Below are 17,152 nucleotides of genomic sequence, written 5' to 3'. Positions count from 1 at the left end.
GGCCTTCTTCCCCCACGCGGCGTCGCTGCGTCAGGCTTTCGCCCATTGCGCAAAATTCCTCACTGCTGCCTCCCGTAGGAGTCTGGACCGTGTCTCAGTTCCAGTGTGGCCGATCAACCTCTCAGTCCGGCTACCCGTCTTTGCCTTGGTGGGCCGTTACCTCACCAACTAGCTGATAGGACCGCAGGCCCAGCCTTAGGTGCCGTAAGGCTTTAATCCCAAAGATTTTCACTCCGGGATTTTATCAGGTATTGTGCCCGATTTCTCGGGAGTATCCCTGTCCTAAGGGTTGGTTACCTACGTGTTACTCACCCGTTCGCCACTAATCTTCATTAAGTATTGCTACTCAATAAAGACCCGTTCGACTTGCATGTGTTAAGCGCGCCGCCAGCGTTCGTTCTGAGCCAGAATCAAACTCTCAGATTGAAAATTGACTTGCAGGCCTACTTTTTTTATCAAAGAACAATAGAACTAAAAAATGAACAAGATATATAGTATAAACACATTAAAATATATTTGTCAAAGAAAAAAAAAGGACACTACCAACGTACCTTTTCTTTTTGAGTTTTTGTAGTACGTTAGTTTTGCTTGTCTACTACAAATTTCAAACCGCTTTACTGCTCTTATTAATACCATACCATATCTATATTCTGAGTCAATGCCGGATTAGGCTGAAATTATAGCAAATTCAGCATTTAATGCCTTTTTTCTCTTAAAAATGCAGGAAATCTTCAGGTTTATTGCGTTTTTTCTTAAATATACAATTACTATGACATCTTGACATAGGGCATATTTTACTGTTATTTTATTAGCACTCCGCATAATAGAGTGCTAATTTATTTACATTTATAAAAATACGTCATGGGTGAACTTAACGAAAGAAACAGGAAAATTCTTTGGGCCATTATAAAAAGCTACATTGATTTTAATGGGCCTGTGGGTTCGCGCATGGTTACAAAGAGATTCCCGCTCGGACTGTCCCCTGCAACAATACGCAACACAATGTCAGACCTGAATGATTTGGGTTATATAGTCCAGCCCCATACTTCAGCAGGCAGAGTCCCTACGGACAAGGCCTTCAGGCTCTATGTTGATGCATTATTACAAGAATCTTCTTTATCGCCGAATAATAAATTCCTTCAGCAGCTTTCCAAAAAACTTCGCACAATTGAAAGAGATGTCAACAGGCTTGTTGAAAATACCGCAAAAACGCTATCTGCATTTTCCCATTATCTCGGCGTAGCATTACCGCCTCAGATAGAGGAAATCACCATGAAACAGATTGAATTCATCAAATACAGGGAGAATAAAGTCCTGTGCATCCTCGTATCAGAGGAAGGCATAGTTAAAAATAAAATTGTCGCGCTGGATGAAATACTTTCCGGCCATGATATCGGCAGAATCACGGAGTATCTTAACTCCGAGATGACAGGGCTTACGCTCAGGGAAATTAAGACAAAGATAATATCACAGATGTCAAAGGAGAAGGTAATCTGCGATAAACTCATCGCCGATGCGCTCAGAATGTGCAAAAAAGCTATTGCGTGGGAAACAGACTACGTAGTGTATTCAGGCGGAATTTCAGGGGCTTACAATCTGCCTGATTTTGCAACTATAACCCAGATTAAAAAAATCTTTAAGGCAATAGAAGACAAGCATCTGGTTGCAACATTGCTGGATAAAATAACCGGCTCCGAGGGTATTCAAGTTTTTATCGGCTCGGAAAACATAATCTCTGAAATGAAAGCTTTCAGCCTGGTGGTTGCAACCTACAATGACGGGCGTTCTGCGCGCGGCACTATTGGAGTAATCGGTCCGACCAGAATGGACTATGCGCAGGTCATCCCCATGGTGGACCACACCGCAAAAACATTAACACAGATTTTATCGGTTGACTAAGGAAGGCCTCAAAAAATGGGAGATACAAAAAACGATGCCGCATCCAATAATATGAACTCACCGCATGAAGGAGAGACAGAGCACAGAACACAGAGCACTGAACACAGAGCACTGAACACAGAGGAGAAAGCAGAAGAGGCGCCTAAGGATACGGAGACCCTAAAAAAAGAGCTTGCCGAATTAAACAATAAGTATCTGAGGCTTTATGCCGATTTTGAAAATTTTAAGCGCCTCTCAGCTAAAAACAGGGAAGAATTAATAAAGTATGCAAACGAAGACCTTATGCAGGAACTTCTCTCTGTCATAGACCACCTGGAGCTGGCGCTCCAGCATGCTGAAGTCAGCGCCGCATCTTCAGTATTGGCAGAGGGCGTAAATATGACATTAAAGGAAATGAAAGGCGCGCTTGAAAAATCCGGCCTGTCCGGCATTGAGGCGTTAGGCAAGCCTTTTGACCCTTTTGTGCATCATGCAATGTCGCAGGAGGAATCAGAAGAAAGCGAAGAAAACATAGTGGTAAAAGAATTCAGGAAAGGGTATATATATAAAGACAGGGTATTAAGGGCGGCTCTTGTAGGCGTCTCAAAAAAGAAAGTTCATAGTGACAGTTAACAGTTTCAGCTTTTTAGTGTCAGTCTATTCCCTTTACTGACACTAACACTGAACACTGACACTTCTTTTCACTAAAAAATAGGAGGAATAAAATATGGGTAAAGTTATAGGGATAGACCTTGGAACAACAAATTCTGTTGTTGCTATAATGCAAGCAGGCGAGCCGACTATCATTGCCAATCAGGAGGGCACTCGCACAACCCCCTCGGTGGTGGCATTTACAGAAAAAGGAGAACGGCTTGTCGGTCAGGTTGCAAAAAGGCAGGCAATTACAAATCCTGAAAATACAGTCTTCTCCATCAAAAGGCTGATGGGCAGGAAGTACGACTCGGCTGAAGCCAAAAATGCAATCAAACGGCTTCCGTACAAAATTGCAGCGGCTTCAAACGGAGATGCGCATGTAGAGGCGCGGGGCAAGGCATACTCCCCTCCCGAGATATCTGCAATGATACTCCAGAAATTAAAACAGGCCGCAGAGGATTATCTAGGAGAAGCAGTGACCGAGGCGGTCATAACAGTGCCGGCGTATTTTAATGACAGCCAGAGGCAGGCGACAAAAGATGCAGGCCGGATTGCCGGGCTTAATGTCCTTCGGATAATCAACGAGCCGACTGCCGCGTCGCTTGCTTATGGAATAGATAAGAAAAAAGACGAAAAGATTGCTGTCTATGACCTTGGTGGCGGAACCTTTGACATCTCAATCTTAGAAATAGGGCAGGGCGTTGTTGAAGTCAAATCCACAAACGGCGACACATACTTAGGCGGAGATGATTTTGACAATCGCGTGATGGATTGGCTGGTTGCAGAATTTAAAAAAGAGCAGGGCATTGACTTGAGCAAAGACAAGATGGCGCTTCAGAGATTGAAGGAGACCGCTGAAAAAGCAAAGATAGAATTATCCTCGGCAATGGAAACTGAGATAAACCTTCCGTTTATCACTGCCGATGCTACAGGTCCCAAACATTTATTGATGAAACTGACAAGGGCAAAGTTTGAACAGCTTGTTGACGACCTGATACAAAAAACGATTGAGCCGTGCAAAAAGGCATTGGCTGACGCAGGGCTGAGCGCAAAAGATATAAATGAGGTAATACTCGTAGGCGGACAGATACGGACGCCGAAGGTTCAGCAGGTGGTGCAGGAATTTTTCGGCAAAGAGCCTCATAAAGGCGTTAACCCTGATGAAGTTGTCGCTGCCGGCGCCGCAATTCAGGCAGGCGTCTTAAGAGGAGAGGTTAAAGAAGTTCTTCTGCTTGATGTAACACCCCTGTCTTTGGGCATTGAAACATTAGGCGGCATCTTTACAAAACTCATTGAACGGAACACCACCATACCGACAAAAAAGAGCCAGGTATTTTCAACCGCCTCTGACAATCAGCCGGCAGTTACAATCAAGGTATGCCAGGGAGAAAGGGAAATGGCGGCGGACAACAAGGTGCTCGGGCTTTTTGAACTCGTCGGGATACCGCCTGCGCCCCGCGGCCTCCCTCAGATAGAAGTCACTTTTGACATTGACGCAAACGGCATCCTCCATGTGGCAGCAAAAGACTTAGGCACAGGGAAGGAGCAGTCCATCAGGATAACCGCCTCAAGCGGACTTACAGAAGAAGAAATCAAAAAAATGACAAAAGACGCAGAGGCGCACAGCGCAGAAGACCACAAAAAACGCCAGCTTGCAGAAAAAAGAAACGAGGCGGACACGCTTATATATACGGTTGAAAAATCACTGCGCGAATACGGAGATAAAATCACCCTCGCGGATAAGCAAAAAATTGAAGAGGCCGTTGAAAAATGCAAGAAGTTAAAGGACACGACAAGCGAGCCCGAGGAGCTTATAAAGGCAATTGAGGAATTAAGCACGGCCTCACACAAGCTTGCCGAACATATCTATAAAACACAGGGCGAAGGCGCACAGCAGGCAGGCGGCCCTCAGCCTTCAGAAGAAAAACCAAAGGAAAAAGAAGACGTGGTTGAAGCAGAATTTGAGGACGTGGATAAAAAAGATAACTAAAAAACTATGAAGGCACTATGGCACAAAGGCACAGAGTAAATGCTTTGTGCTTGTTGCCTTTGCCCCTTTGTGCCTCTGAGCAATATGAAAGACTACTACCAAATATTAGGCGTTGACAGAAACGCAACAGATGCCGAACTTAAAAAGGCATACCGCCAGCTTGCGCTTAAATACCATCCTGACAGAAATCCCGGGGACAAGGCCTGCGAGGATAAATTCAAGGAGATAAACGAGTCTTACACATGCCTGAGCGACCCGCAGAAGCGGGCTAATTATGATAATTTTGGCGCTACCGAAGGCATGGGCATGGGAGGCGCGGGTTTCGGCGATTTTTCATCTGCATTCGGGGATGCATTCGGGGATATATTTGAAGACTTCTTCGGAGGCCAGTTTGGCGGAGGGAGAAGGAGGGCGCGTCCGCAAAAGGGCTCTGACCTCAGATATGACCTTGAATTAGACCTGAAAGAGGCAGTCTTTGGCGCGGAAAAAACAATTGACATCCCCAGATGGGAAACATGCACAGCCTGCAGAGGCACAGGCGCTAAAGAAGGCAAAGGCATTGCAACATGCCATTCCTGTAAAGGCGCAGGGCATGTACGGCTTCAGCAGGGATTTTTCTCAATCTCAAAGACCTGCGGTCATTGCAAAGGCACCGGCAAGGTAATCACCGACCCGTGCAAAGAATGCAGGGGCGAAGGCAAGACGAGAAAGAAAAAAAGGGTTTCCATTAAAGTTCCGCCGGGCGTTGATACAGGAGTCAGGCTCAGGGTCACCGGTGAAGGAGAGGCCGGAAGTCTGGGAGGACCTTACGGAGACTTGTATGTGGTGCTCCATGTGGCGGACCATCCGTTTTTCAAAAGAAAAGGCAATGACCTTATGTGCGAAGTGCCGGTGTCATTCACGCAGGCTGCGCTCGGCGCTGAGATTGAGGTGCCGACAATGGACGGAAAGGCATTTATAAAAGTTCCCGCAGGCACGCCTTCGGGCAGGGTCTTTCATTTAAAAAGCAAGGGGGTTCCAAAACTTGGCGGCTATGGCAAGGGCGACCAGTTCATCACCATTTTTGTAGATGTGCCTAAAAAACTTACCCCGCGCCAGAGAGAACTGCTTGAAGAATTTGCAGAGATAAGCGGCGAGGATGCATCAAAGGGGTTCATGGATAAAGTAAAGGATTTGTTCGGCAAAGAACAGGCGAAGTAGCAATAGGTAGGAACAAGGCAGGAACTGACCTGAATAATACAGGTGATAGGTGAGAACAAGACAGGAATTACTCAAAAATTTATTTAACTTGATAAAATCTTGAAATTATCTTTATTAGTTACATCTAATAAAACATTCCACAAGCCATCAGTTAAAAGTACATTTAGGTATCAAAAAATAAATTTTTTGCAACACCTGCCTTGTTCTATTTTCTAAGCTTATGACACGCATTTTTCTCCCACCGGAAGAGCTTGCCTCAAATCAAATAAAAATCACCGGTGAGCAGGCGCGCTACCTGTCGTTGGTGCTGCGCGTAACACCCGGTGAAACCATTACAATACTTGACGGCGCAGGGCGCAGATATACATGCAGGATTATTCAGGTCCATAAAAAAGAAGTCCTCGCTGAAAAAATCAAAGAAGAACTTTATTCTGCTGAATCCCCAATTTCAATCACGCTGGCTCAGGGCCTTCCAAAGGGCGAAAAAATGGATTTAATAATCCAGAAATCAACAGAGCTCGGCGTAAAAAAAATAATCCCCCTGATTACCGAGCATGCAGAAGTAAGGGAAACAGGAAAGCTTGAACGCTGGAGAAAGATTGCGCTCTCAGCCGCACAGCAGTCAGGCAGGGAAAAAATACCTGAGATTGAATCTCCGGTCAGCCTTAATGAATTCCTCGGTAAACATGAAACTGTCATTGCGAGTCCCGACATATCGGGACGAAGCAATCTCAAAAACAGTTTCGGTATCATCTTTTCCGAGACAGAAAAAAATCAGACCCTTAAAAAAGTTTTAAAAAATTTTAAAGACTGCACAGATATCGCCATTCTCATCGGCCCTGAAGGCGGATTTTCCCATGAGGAAGTAACTTTGGCAATTAATAGCGGTGTTATCCCTGCATCCTTAGGACCAAGGATCCTCCGCACAGAAACAGCGGCGATAACTGCGATGAGTATTCTTCAATATGAGATGGGAGATGCGGGGTAAGTCTCTGATAATTGACACCGAAAATGTGGACGAGGTACTGCTCGTCTGCCGGAAGAATTGAAGAGGCGCGGGAAAAAAATAACCTATGAAATATGCCACATCCCCTATTCTTGACAATTAGTATTTGATTTATTATGATTCTTTTTTGCAGAAAATTCCTAACGAAGAATGATTTTAAAAATGAAAATAATATTGACTACAGGATTGTTTCTTTCTCTTGTTATGGGGGCCGGTTATGCCCTTTATGCAGGTGACAATGTAGCCAATACAAAACACAATCTCAGCGCAAGCGGTACAGGCTCATATAAGACCGTAAGCACAACTGAAATCTGTATATTCTGCCATACCCCGCACGGCGGCTCTACCACTGCTCCTCTATGGAACAGAATAAATCCAGCTGGACCTTACAATATGTATAATTCTCCGACCTTGGATTCCCCGATAGCATGGAGCCCTCAGGGAATATCGCTGGTATGTCTAAGCTGTCATGACGGCACAGTGGCATTTGATGCATTGCTTAATAAGCCAGGCAGCGGCGGCGGCTCTCCCTCAGGTTGGGAGTGGCAAATTAATAACCATATACCTGCTTATCCACCAGGTTCTTATATCGGCACAGACCTTAGTGATGACCATCCAATCTCAATAGATTATCCGGGTGCAGATCAAGAGACAAATGACTTCCGCTGGGCAAAGGATCCGTATGCAGCAAACACGATAAGATTATTTAACGTTTCTACAGGCGCCCCTGCGAATCAGGTCGAATGTGCAAGCTGTCATAATCCGCATGATGGTACATATCCACCATTGTTAAGGGCCTCCAATAGTAATAGTGAACTGTGCCTGGCATGTCATAAAAAATAAAGTAACCGCAGGCTATTACAGAGGTCTGCTTTATCATGTTGATACCGTTAAAAGCGTACTCAAAGCAACAAAGGTGTTTACTGAAAAAATCAAGACGTAAAGTTTAAGAATTTTCTGCAATTTTCAGCCCGCTGAAATATGTTTTATAAACGCCCCGGTCCCTTGAAAGCAAAATATCCGCGTGCACCAGCGCATGAGCGCCGATAATAAAATCACTAAGCACCCTTTGCCGTGTCAATATTACAGATGCACAGTGCGGACATGAGAGCTTCAGGTGTCTGCCGCAATGAAAACATTGCATGGGGCTTTTCTTTTTGGAATATTCAACCCACTTTCCTCCCGCAATATACAGAGCTTTTTCATTTGAGCTGACAAGCCGGATCCCTGTTTCCGCAAGGAAACGGTTTAAATCCTGCGCCGATAAAAACTGAGAGGCAAGCTCGGCATAGACAATTTCACATATTACAAGCCTGCCCTTTGCAAGATAAAGTTCCAGCAGTCTTTTGGACTCTTCCACGCGGGATTGACCGGGGATTAAAATATCAAGAAGGATATTGGTGTCAACAGCCGAGGTCATTCGCCCCTCAAAGCCTTCACTATATCATCAGTCTTTTGTCCTTTTCTATGCCTGAGCGTTCCCACCCATTTGTCAAAAGGAGATTTCGTAAGCGCCTTTTTTATATAAACTACGCCGTTTTTTTCTTCAAACCCGACACCCTCTCCGGGACGCACCCCGAGCCTTTCCCTGACCTTTCTGGGTATCGTTATCTGCCCCTTAGTCGTCACCTTTGCAACTATCATCCCACACCTCCAAAAGTAAGGATTTAATCTCCTTACCTTAATTGTAAGGAATACCGAGGGGGTTGTCAAGTTCTATGGGAGCGGCGTGTGAGGTTGTAGATATCATTGACCATCTCATCTATCTGCATTTAAGGGTGAAAGTATCACCATTGGGATATTTCATTTTTTCAGCGGAGGCAGTTTGTAAATCTTAAGCTTACATATATCAGCCAGCGTGTCAAAATCCCTGTCGTTATGCAAAATAGTTAAATTATTTTCTAATGCAATTTGAGCAATCAGCAGGTCAATAGTATTCCGTATTGTATGACCTGTTTTCCTGCATTTTCTATAAAGGTCTGCGACGGCAATAAAGGAATCCATATTTTTCAGCGAATAAACAGAAAAAGAAAGCAGCGATTGCTTAACTTCAATATAGTCTTTATCGTCCTTTATCCCCTGCAGCACTTCGGTTAAAACAATATCTGAAATAGCGGTGTCTTCATTGTTGCTTATAAGAGATTCAATTTCCTTGTCAAACGGTGAGCCTGTCTTGTTCAGAAATTCAATAAAGGCGCTCGTATCAATTAATATCAATCCTTTTACTCCTCCATTTTGCAAGGTCGCCCTGCCACATTCCTTTGTGCCTTATTGCAAGCAGTTTCTTCTTTTTTAACTGTTTTACAAGCTCTCTAAGCGCAAAATCCACAACCTCTCTTTTGGTCCTGAATGAAGTTAATTTCTTTGCTTCATCAACCATATCGTCATCCAGCATAATGTTTGTCCGTGTTGTCATTGTATTCCCTCCTTACACATAAAATATACCATATTATGTGTATGATTTCAAAGCCTATCAGGACCCCTTCCCCTCCATAATGAAGCTTGTGCTTCCCAATATAAATATTTAACGTTGTATTTTCTGTATGTTAAAGCGCACAATCCACAACCTCTCTTTATTCTTGAATGAAGATAATTTTTATGTCCTTAAAATACTTTTTATGAATCTCGGCAGTTGTTCAATCATATAAAGCGGGATAGAAAGTATTTTGTCATGGTAGGATAATTTATCCTGTGAGAAACGTATTCCTAACTTTGATTTTTTCTCCTCAAGAAACATTCTTAATGATTTAAGCCTGCCTTCTTTGCCGGATTTTACTTCTACAGGAAAAATATTTGAGCCGATATTTATGACATAATCAACTTCTGCCATGCTGTTTTTTTTCTCCCTCGCCCAAAAATAAAGGCTGCTCTGCTGATGTTTATCGGAATATGCTGTTAATTCCTGTCCAACAAACTGCTCAGCCACAGAACCTGCGTTTATTTGCATTAAATTTTTTTCAACGCTTAATTGCCCCTGTAATCCACAGGAATTTTGCATCAGCCCGGTATCAAGGAAATTCAATTTGAATTTTTGTTCATTTATCTGTGCTCCGAGCGGCAGTCCCGAAGCCTTTGTTAAATATATTGGTTTAATTATCCCGGCAAGAGTCAGCAAGTTTAAGGCATTTTTCAAGTCTCTTGAACGGGTATTCGGGTCAATGTTTGAATATTTTATCCTTTGCCCGACTAAGCGGGGCGCGGTATCAAATAGTTTTTGCAAATTTATGTGTTGAGAAATCTTTGCATACTTTCCAAAATCACTTCTATATGTCTGTAAAAGCCCTGTCTGAATCCTTTGGCAATTCATCAAATCTTTACCTGGCAAATATTCTTTCAGCACTGCAGGCATTCCGCCGACAATGAGATAACTGCGAAGCAGTTCAAGGAGTTTTTTATGAATAACATCGTCTATTGAAGCAGTTAATTCAACTTCCGAGAGGAAATTCCTTAATTTTTGGCTGCCGACAGCATCAAGATATTCAGAAAAAGACAACGGCTCTAAATAAAGGAAGTGAATTCTTCCCACCGGCATCTTAAAATCAGGACTTCTCAAGGCAAATTCAAGAAGTGAGCCGGCCGCTATCACAGCCATTTTAGGCATTTTCTCCTTAAAGTATCTTAGAGACATTATTGCCCGTGGACATTCCTGTATCTCATCCAAAAATAGCAGAGTATTATCTTCTTTAATTTGTACGCCGAGAAGCAACTGGAGCTTGTTGATAATTTCAAACGGGTCTAAAGATTGAAAACAATCTTTCAACTGAGGCTGAAATTCAAAATTAACCACGGCAATATTTTGAAAATGGGTTTTACCGAATGTTTCAACAAGGTAACTTTTGCCTACCTGTCTGGCGCCTCTGATTATTAAAGGATACCGCTCTTTTTGCGATTTCCATGAAATTAATTCTTTCTCAATGTCCCTGTGCACTATTGTCCCCTTTTAGCCAGTATTTGGCTAATATATGGGGTAATTATAGCATCATTTTGGCTAAAATACAAGGTTAATCCAGAAGTCTGCCTGCATTGCGGTGAGAGGCTTTATACACCTGAAGTAATCGCCAGATTTGAGGATGTAAGGGAAAAACTCAAAAAAGAAAAAATCAAAGATTTTACAGTAATCGGTAAAAGCTACCATGCCGCCTAAAAAATTTTTCAGGCATTCTTAAAACGAAGAATGATTTTTTAAATGTGGCGGTGGAGCCTGTATTCCCCTCTATTACAGCGTCAGGTTAGCCTTTTTATTTACTTCTTAAAACATTATCCTTGGGTAAAGATAGCTTTTCATTTGTATTGTTCATTCCAGTAGTTGTTTTTTGTTGTATTGTTGATTTGTCACATCGTTCATTAAAGAACAAGTATATCCCGATAAATGCAAAAGCTATAACTGCAAGGAAAACTGCAACTTGAAATATTGTTGGTCCAGAACTTGATTTTGCTGTAGGTGGAAGATGAAGAGCAGTTTCCGTTTTCTTTAGATGCTCAACAGCTCTGGTCTCATGTTTTCGAATCTTGAACATGTGAATAATAACAAATACTCCAAAAACTGCTGCTGTTATAAAAGACAATCCAAGATGTTTGGGTGTCTTATCTGCAACTTGGACTATTGTCAGTCCTGTAAGTCCAAGATAAACAAATGGAATCTGCCATAATTCCGCACTATACCAGCGGGATCGATTATTAAGTTCACTCAGTTGAACTCGCAGAGCTTCTGGCTCTGGATCCTTTATCGTATTATTGTCATCAGTCATAGTTAATCCATTATGTAATGCATGCGTCTAAAATCGCATAATAATTTCTTAAGGCCAATAGTTACTTTTAAGCGTTCCTATATCCCTCCGCATTATATGGCGAAGAAAAGGCTGTTGTCAAGAAAACACTGATTAAACTTCTGGGAATGGAATTTTGATATGGCATCCACATTACACAAAACTATAATTAGGGTATAATAGTCTTATGACAGAAATGACTAAGAGGCAGTTAACTAAAGAGGAAAAAAGCATTATTTCTCAGGCGCTGTGGGATTTGAATCTTACGCCTGAAGAGTTTCTTGACATCATTGAGGGCAGGAGTGTTAAAAAATGGCCTGACAGGGCGTTTTGCGTTGCGAGACTGCTTGAGAGCGTGAACTGGTTTGATATTGTGAAGATTATTACGCCGCAAAAAATTTGCGCTCTTTGGGGTGACGCCAAGAAGTTTGTAAGAGTTAAATCTATAAGAGAAGGAATGGATTTTGCCTGCAGAGTATTACAATAAAATACTTTATCCGCTTCAGGATAAAGTAATCCCCGTCTTTAAAGATACCCCCTTTTATCTTACCGGAGGAACTACGCTTTCAAGGGGATATTACAATCACAGATATTCTGATGATTTGGATTATTTTGTCAATGACCATACTGATTTTCAGGGAATTGCGGAAAAACAAATTAAACAATTAGGCGATGTTTTTACAGAAATTAAGGTTGCGGTTAAGGATACAAATTTTTGCAGGATTTTTGTAGGCGAAGAAAAATTAAAAGTTGAGCTGATTAATGATGTGCCTTCGCATATCGGCGCATTGGTCAATCATCCGGTCCTAGGTCTTATAGATTCAAAGGAAAATATTCTTGCCAATAAAATAACTGCCGTATCTGACAGAACGCTTCCCAAAGATATTGTTGATGTTTTTTTTCTGTTAAATGACGGGTTAAGCATAAAAAAGGCTTTAACAGATGCAGGGAGCAAAGCCGCCGGCATATCGCCTCTGCTTATTGCAAAGATTTTCGCGGAGTTTGACTACAGCATCCTTGATACTGAGGTTAAATGGGTAGCCCCGGTTTCAAGCGAATCAATAAAGCATTTTCTAAATAAACTTTCGCTGGCTATTATTGAAGGGAAAATATAAGACCGGTTATTTTGAAGAGCGGAGTTTTTTCTTGGTCCATTCAATAAGCCCGCCTGCGGAGATTAATTCCTGCATAAATGGGGGAATGGGTTTTGAGGTGTACTGCTCGTTTTTTGTAATGTTTTTGATTATGCCTTTATCAGCGTCTATCTCAATGACATCGCCTTGTTTAATTTTATCAGACGCATCATCAGATTCAAATATCGGAAGCCCGATATTAAACGCGTTCCTGTAAAATATCCGCGCAAAGCTTTTTGCAACAACGGCCTGCAGGCCTAACGCCTTTATTGCTATGGGTGCATGCTCTCTTGATGAGCCGCAGCCGAAATTTGCCCCTCCGGTTATCATATCGCTGGGCTTTACCTTGTTCGGGAATTCCTTATCGGCATCCTCCATCACGTGCCTTGCAAGTTCTTTGGGGTCTGAGGTATTTAAATAACGCGCCGGTATTATGGCGTCTGTGTCGATGTTGTCCCCGAATTTCCAGACCCTGCCCTTTAAAATCATCTTACCTCCAAAAGATTAACCACAAGAAAATTTAACCACAGAGAATAATAAAATTTATCCGCAGATTTCGCAGAAAATACAAATTAAAAAAATACTTCTAAAAAAAATCTGTGTTAATCTGTGTAATCTGTGGCTAATTTCAGTTTTGTCTTTCTCTGTGCGCTCTGTGGTCTCATTTTATCCTACCTCCTCAGGAACGGCTATTCTTCCTTTTATCGCTGATGCGGCGGCAACCGCAGGGTTTGAAAGATAAACCTCGCTCTCAGGGTGTCCCATCCTGCCTACGAAATTCCTGTTTGTCGTTGCAATCGCCTTCTCGCCTTTTGCAAGGATTCCCATGTGACCGCCGAGGCAGGGCCCGCAGGTCGGCGTTGAAAATACCGCCTCTGCATTTACAAATATCTCAGCCAAGCCTTCTTTAACCGCCTGAAGATAAATCTTCTGCGTTGCAGGAATGACTATCATCCTCACATTCGGATTTACTTTTTTGCCTTTTATGACCTCTGCCGCCTCTCTCAAATCCTCAATCCTGCCGTTTGTGCAGGAGCCAACAACAACCTGATCTATCGTTACCTCAAAAAGCTCTGCCGCAGGCTTTGTATTTGAAGGAAGGTGCGGGCATGATACAGTAAGCGGTATCTTAGAACAGTCATACTCCTTCACTTCAGCATATTTTGCATTCTTATCAGAGGCGTAAATTTTATACTCCCTCTTTGCCCTGCCTTTTGCATACTGTTCAGTTATCTCATCAGGGACGATGATGCCGTTTTTGCCTCCGGCCTCTATTGCCATATTGCACATCGTAAGCCTTGCGTGGATGGGCATATTTTTTATTGTCTCGCCTTCAAATTCCATTGCCCTGTAAAGCGCGCCGTCAACGCCTATGTCGCCGATTGTATAAAGTATAAGGTCTTTTCCGCTGACCCATTTATTGAGTTTTCCGTAATATATGAACTTCATTGATTCAGGCACCTTAAACCAGCATTCACCGGTTGCCATGGCAGATGCAACATCTGTTGAACCAACGCCTGTGGCAAATGCGCCGAGCGCGCCGTATGTGCATGTATGGCTGTCTGCGCCTATGATTAAATCCCCGGGCACAACAAGCCCCTGCTCAGGCAAAAGCGCATGCTCAACGCCCATCCTGCCGACCTCAAAATAAAGCTTGAGGCCATATTCCCTTGAGAAGTCCCTGAGCATCTTGCACTGTTCAGCCGCCTTGATGTCCTTCTGAGGCGCAAAGTGATCCGGGATAAGCGCAACCCTGTCTTTATTAAATACGTCCTTGGCCCCTGTTTTTTTAAATTCGGTGATTGCTATGGGCGCAGTTATGTCATTGGCAAGGACCAGGTCCACCTTTGCGTTGATTAATTCACCTGGCAAAACCTCTTTTTTGCCTGCATGCACTGCAAGGATTTTTTCCGTAATTGTCAAAAGCCCCTCCTGAAAATAAGCGTAATGAAAATACTACAAGATACAGCTAATTTTAGTCAATTAGCAGATATGGATGCTTGAGAAATGCTTAGAAGCAACACATTTAAAGCCATGTTGCCTTGTTTTTTAATTGATTTAAAAAAAGCTTAACAGTTTGCAACATGGCATCTAATAATTGCCGGCAGGCAGGTTGCGTTTCTAAGAATTTAGAAGGCATCCATATCTGCATACAAATCACTACAATCTATTTGCAGATACCCTTGCCGGGCTCAATCTCCAAGCCCTGCGGCACAAGGCTCATTAAGGAAGTAACTTCCCCTGTCAGAAGCAATACGCCGAACCCGATTAAAAGCAATCCGCTTAAAATCATTATCGCTTTCATATATTTCTGTATGCCGCGGTAGTGGCTCAGAAATGTGTTTATTGCCATTGATGTTATGAAAAAAGGTATGGCAAGCCCTGCGGAATATATCAGCAATAATTTGAATCCGTAAAATGCTGAGCCTGTGGTGCCTGCAACCACAAGGATTGACGCAAGTATGGGGCCGATGCACGGAGTCCATCCGCTTGCAAAACTCAGGCCTATTACAAACGAACCTGCGGCGCCCCTCGGTTTGGACTTAAGATGCACCCTCTTATCCATTGACAGAAAACCAATCTTAAAAACCCCCATCACATAAAGCCCGAAGAAGATAATTATAAACCCGCCGACTGTTTTTATCACATCATAATAAAGGGCAAACACTCGGCCTAAGTATGATGAGAAGACGCCGAGCATGACAAATACAAAGGAAAATCCTGCAATAAATGAAAGGGAATTTATCGCAGTGAGTTTTCTTATGAGTTTTTTGTCGCCTGCCTTAAGATCTTCAAAGGAAATGCCCGTGATGTAAGATACATATGAGGGCAGAAGCGGAAGCACGCACGGTGAAAGAAATGAAAGCACCCCGCCTAAAAAAGCTCCAAGATAACAAATCTTAAACAATGCCTGCACACTCCTTTTTGCTCCCCTTGATTTTTTCAATGGCATGGGGAAGCGCCGGAAGAATTACCTCAAGGTTTTCTTTTGCGCCCTTTAAACTGCCGGGGAGATTAATTATAAGTGTCCGGCCGCGCACGCCTGCAACCACCCTTGAAATCATTGCACAGGGAGTTTTTTTCAAACTTTTAAAACGCATCGCCTCTGCAATGCCCGGTATCTCGCGCGTTATGACCTCAAGCGTTGCCTCAGGCGTCACATCCCTCGGCGAAAGCCCTGTGCCCCCGGTGGTAAGTATGAGGTCCGCTTTATTGCATAAAGAAATAAGCCTTTTCTTTATCAGCGCCTTTTCATCAGGCAGGATTTCATAACTTATAACCTTAGCCTTTATTTTTTTAACCATTACGGCAATTGCAGGCCCGCTCGTGTCCTTGCGCCTGCCCTTTGAGCCCTTATCGCTTAATGTCAAAACAGCAACGGTAATCATTTCGGGGATTGGGGATTGGAGATTGGGGATTTGTTTTTTCAGCTAATCCCTAACTCCTAATCCCTAATTACTATCTTATCTCCTTTTTTAATAATGCCGCCTTTTATTACTTTAGCAAAAATTCCTTCTTTAGGCATCACGCAGTCGCCTGCCTGATTGTAAATCTCGCAGCGCGTATGGCATACCTTGCCTATCTGGCTCACTTCAAGTTCTGAATTCTGACCGGCAAAAATCCTTGTGCCGATTGGAAGGCTCAGAAGGTCTATGCCTTCAGTCGTTATATTCTCTGCAAAATCACCGGGGCCCACTTTAAGCCCCATGGCCTGCATCTTTTTTATGCTTTCCATTGCCAGCAGGCTCACCTGCCTGTGCCATTTATCAGATGCGTGGCCGTCGTTTTCAATCCCGTAATTCTCTCTTAAAAAAGCCTCGTCAACAGGCTTTTTCCTTACGCCCTTTTTGTCGCTTATGTTTATTGAAACAATTTTAGCGCTCATACATTGTCATTATTTTATCACATGTACCAGTACGGTTGGTAATTATGGCATTTCTTTTTTGACATATTCAAAAAATCTTTCGCAGTCTTTTAAAACCTTTTCGGCTTCAGATCTATAAACCAATCTTTCTTCGTATTCAGCCATGTTTTTAATGCGGAGGATTCTAACGATTCTATTTGCATTTGTATTTATTCCTTCGTCATCCACTCTAATGGTTTTGAAAAGAGTTATGGCATCATTATGATTCTCTCCTGCATTACGCTTGCCTAAAAAATACACACACATAGCATCGCATCCTGCAATACAGGAATGAATAGCGTTAATAGTAGCTGCATTCCACTCTGAGTGATCAAAAGAAATTTTTGCTGCGTGGAGGCATTCCTCAGCGCGCTTAAGATAGTTCGTGTATAATGACTTTGCAACGTCCCTTGTTTTGAATTTAGGCGTCATGGTTTATCCTTTTTTTCGGAAAGATTTCCATTCCTCTGTTAATTTCAAAGATAATCTTCAAATTTTTCTTTTGTTTCATCTCCTGTTCCGTTAAGATATACGGAGCTAATCTATTCCCGTATGCCTCAAAACATGCATTTGATAAATTTTCTATTTTAGGCTCCAGTTTCTTTTTGCTTTGTTCATCTT

General features: G+C 42.8%; 20 protein-coding genes and 1 rRNA gene. 8 read left to right on the top strand and 13 right to left on the bottom strand.

Features of this window, described 5'->3' with window-relative positions; genetic code table 11:
- Positions 1–422: ribosomal RNA gene (locus HZA10_09730) — 16S ribosomal RNA — on the bottom strand; the annotation flags it as partial.
- Between the two features lie 439 nt (positions 423–861).
- Here HZA10_09730 and hrcA point away from each other — a divergent pair.
- From hrcA to HZA10_09700, 6 genes are all read left to right on the top strand, one after another.
- Positions 862–1,899: a heat-inducible transcription repressor HrcA gene (gene hrcA / locus HZA10_09725; GenBank protein MBI5196590.1), complete on the top strand. Its 1,038-nt coding sequence runs from the start codon at positions 862–864 to the stop codon at positions 1,897–1,899.
- A gap of 15 nt (positions 1,900–1,914) precedes the next feature.
- Positions 1,915–2,511: a nucleotide exchange factor GrpE gene (gene grpE, locus HZA10_09720; protein MBI5196589.1), complete on the top strand. Its 597-nt coding sequence runs from the start codon at positions 1,915–1,917 to the stop codon at positions 2,509–2,511.
- Positions 2,512–2,605: 94 nt separating this feature from the next.
- Entirely contained in the window at positions 2,606–4,522 is a 1,917-nt protein-coding gene (gene dnaK, locus HZA10_09715; GenBank protein ID MBI5196588.1) for a molecular chaperone DnaK, read from the top strand.
- 84 nt (positions 4,523–4,606) lie between these two features.
- Entirely contained in the window at positions 4,607–5,722 is a 1,116-nt protein-coding gene (gene dnaJ, locus HZA10_09710) for a molecular chaperone DnaJ (protein MBI5196587.1), read from the top strand.
- A 220-nt stretch (positions 5,723–5,942) separates the two neighbouring features.
- A complete protein-coding gene (locus HZA10_09705; protein MBI5196586.1) occupies positions 5,943–6,710 on the top strand; it encodes a 16S rRNA (uracil(1498)-N(3))-methyltransferase in 768 nt (255 codons plus the stop codon).
- A 180-nt stretch (positions 6,711–6,890) separates the two neighbouring features.
- Complete coding sequence (locus HZA10_09700; protein MBI5196585.1) at positions 6,891–7,571, top strand: cytochrome c3 family protein; 681 nt, start codon at positions 6,891–6,893, stop codon at positions 7,569–7,571.
- A gap of 103 nt (positions 7,572–7,674) precedes the next feature.
- On the opposite strand, the gene HZA10_09695 is transcribed toward HZA10_09700, so the two are convergent.
- The 6 genes from HZA10_09695 to HZA10_09670 form a co-directional block, all read right to left on the bottom strand.
- The gene (locus tag HZA10_09695; GenBank protein MBI5196584.1) at positions 7,675–8,148 is read right to left on the bottom strand and encodes a type II toxin-antitoxin system VapC family toxin; all 474 of its coding nucleotides are present in this window, start codon (positions 8,146–8,148) and stop codon (positions 7,675–7,677) included.
- A complete protein-coding gene (locus tag HZA10_09690) occupies positions 8,145–8,372 on the bottom strand; it encodes an AbrB/MazE/SpoVT family DNA-binding domain-containing protein (GenBank protein MBI5196583.1) in 228 nt (75 codons plus the stop codon). Before HZA10_09690 ends, HZA10_09695 begins: the two co-directional genes overlap by 4 nt.
- 159 nt (positions 8,373–8,531) lie before the next feature.
- Positions 8,532–8,945 (bottom strand): PIN domain nuclease, encoded by a 414-nt coding sequence (locus HZA10_09685; GenBank protein ID MBI5196582.1) that lies wholly within the window; start codon positions 8,943–8,945, stop codon positions 8,532–8,534.
- Positions 8,932–9,144: a type II toxin-antitoxin system VapB family antitoxin gene (locus HZA10_09680; GenBank protein MBI5196581.1), complete on the bottom strand. Its 213-nt coding sequence runs from the start codon at positions 9,142–9,144 to the stop codon at positions 8,932–8,934. The genes HZA10_09685 and HZA10_09680 overlap by 14 nt, the downstream gene beginning before the upstream one ends.
- 180 nt (positions 9,145–9,324) lie before the next feature.
- Positions 9,325–10,656 (bottom strand): ATP-binding protein, encoded by a 1,332-nt coding sequence (locus HZA10_09675; GenBank protein MBI5196580.1) that lies wholly within the window; start codon positions 10,654–10,656, stop codon positions 9,325–9,327.
- Positions 10,657–10,966: 310 nt separating this feature from the next.
- Positions 10,967–11,476 carry a hypothetical protein gene (locus HZA10_09670; protein MBI5196579.1) on the bottom strand — a complete coding sequence of 170 codons (510 nt, stop codon included), beginning with the start codon at positions 11,474–11,476 and terminating at the stop codon, positions 10,967–10,969.
- Positions 11,477–11,681: 205 nt separating this feature from the next.
- Here HZA10_09670 and HZA10_09665 point away from each other — a divergent pair, with 205 nt between their 5' ends.
- Both HZA10_09665 and HZA10_09660 read left to right on the top strand, forming a co-directional pair.
- Entirely contained in the window at positions 11,682–11,981 is a 300-nt protein-coding gene (locus HZA10_09665; GenBank protein ID MBI5196578.1) for a hypothetical protein, read from the top strand.
- A complete protein-coding gene (locus HZA10_09660) occupies positions 11,959–12,609 on the top strand; it encodes a nucleotidyl transferase AbiEii/AbiGii toxin family protein (protein ID MBI5196577.1) in 651 nt (216 codons plus the stop codon). Before HZA10_09665 ends, HZA10_09660 begins: the two co-directional genes overlap by 23 nt.
- Positions 12,610–12,615: 6 nt before the next feature.
- On the opposite strand, the gene leuD is transcribed toward HZA10_09660, so the two are convergent.
- From leuD to HZA10_09630, 6 genes are all read right to left on the bottom strand, one after another.
- A complete protein-coding gene (gene leuD, locus HZA10_09655; protein MBI5196576.1) occupies positions 12,616–13,116 on the bottom strand; it encodes a 3-isopropylmalate dehydratase small subunit in 501 nt (166 codons plus the stop codon).
- Positions 13,117–13,293: 177 nt separating this feature from the next.
- Positions 13,294–14,550 (bottom strand): 3-isopropylmalate dehydratase large subunit, encoded by a 1,257-nt coding sequence (leuC, locus tag HZA10_09650; protein MBI5196575.1) that lies wholly within the window; start codon positions 14,548–14,550, stop codon positions 13,294–13,296.
- A 244-nt stretch (positions 14,551–14,794) separates the two neighbouring features.
- Entirely contained in the window at positions 14,795–15,580 is a 786-nt protein-coding gene (locus tag HZA10_09645; protein ID MBI5196574.1) for a cytochrome c biogenesis protein CcdA, read from the bottom strand.
- On the bottom strand, positions 15,528–16,016 hold the full coding sequence (locus HZA10_09640; protein ID MBI5196573.1) for a MogA/MoaB family molybdenum cofactor biosynthesis protein: 489 nt from the start codon (positions 16,014–16,016) through the stop codon (positions 15,528–15,530). Before HZA10_09640 ends, HZA10_09645 begins: the two co-directional genes overlap by 53 nt.
- 56 nt (positions 16,017–16,072) lie before the next feature.
- On the bottom strand, positions 16,073–16,513 hold the full coding sequence (locus tag HZA10_09635; GenBank protein MBI5196572.1) for an MOSC domain-containing protein: 441 nt from the start codon (positions 16,511–16,513) through the stop codon (positions 16,073–16,075).
- Between the two features lie 42 nt (positions 16,514–16,555).
- Complete coding sequence (locus tag HZA10_09630) at positions 16,556–16,963, bottom strand: HEPN domain-containing protein (GenBank protein ID MBI5196571.1); 408 nt, start codon at positions 16,961–16,963, stop codon at positions 16,556–16,558.
- Between the last annotated feature and the right edge of the window lie 189 nt (positions 16,964–17,152).

Source organism: Nitrospirota bacterium, assembly GCA_016212185.1.
Lineage (GTDB): Bacteria > Nitrospirota > Thermodesulfovibrionia > UBA6902 > DSMQ01 > JACRGX01.
This window is presented reverse-complemented; position numbering and strand designations above follow the sequence as displayed.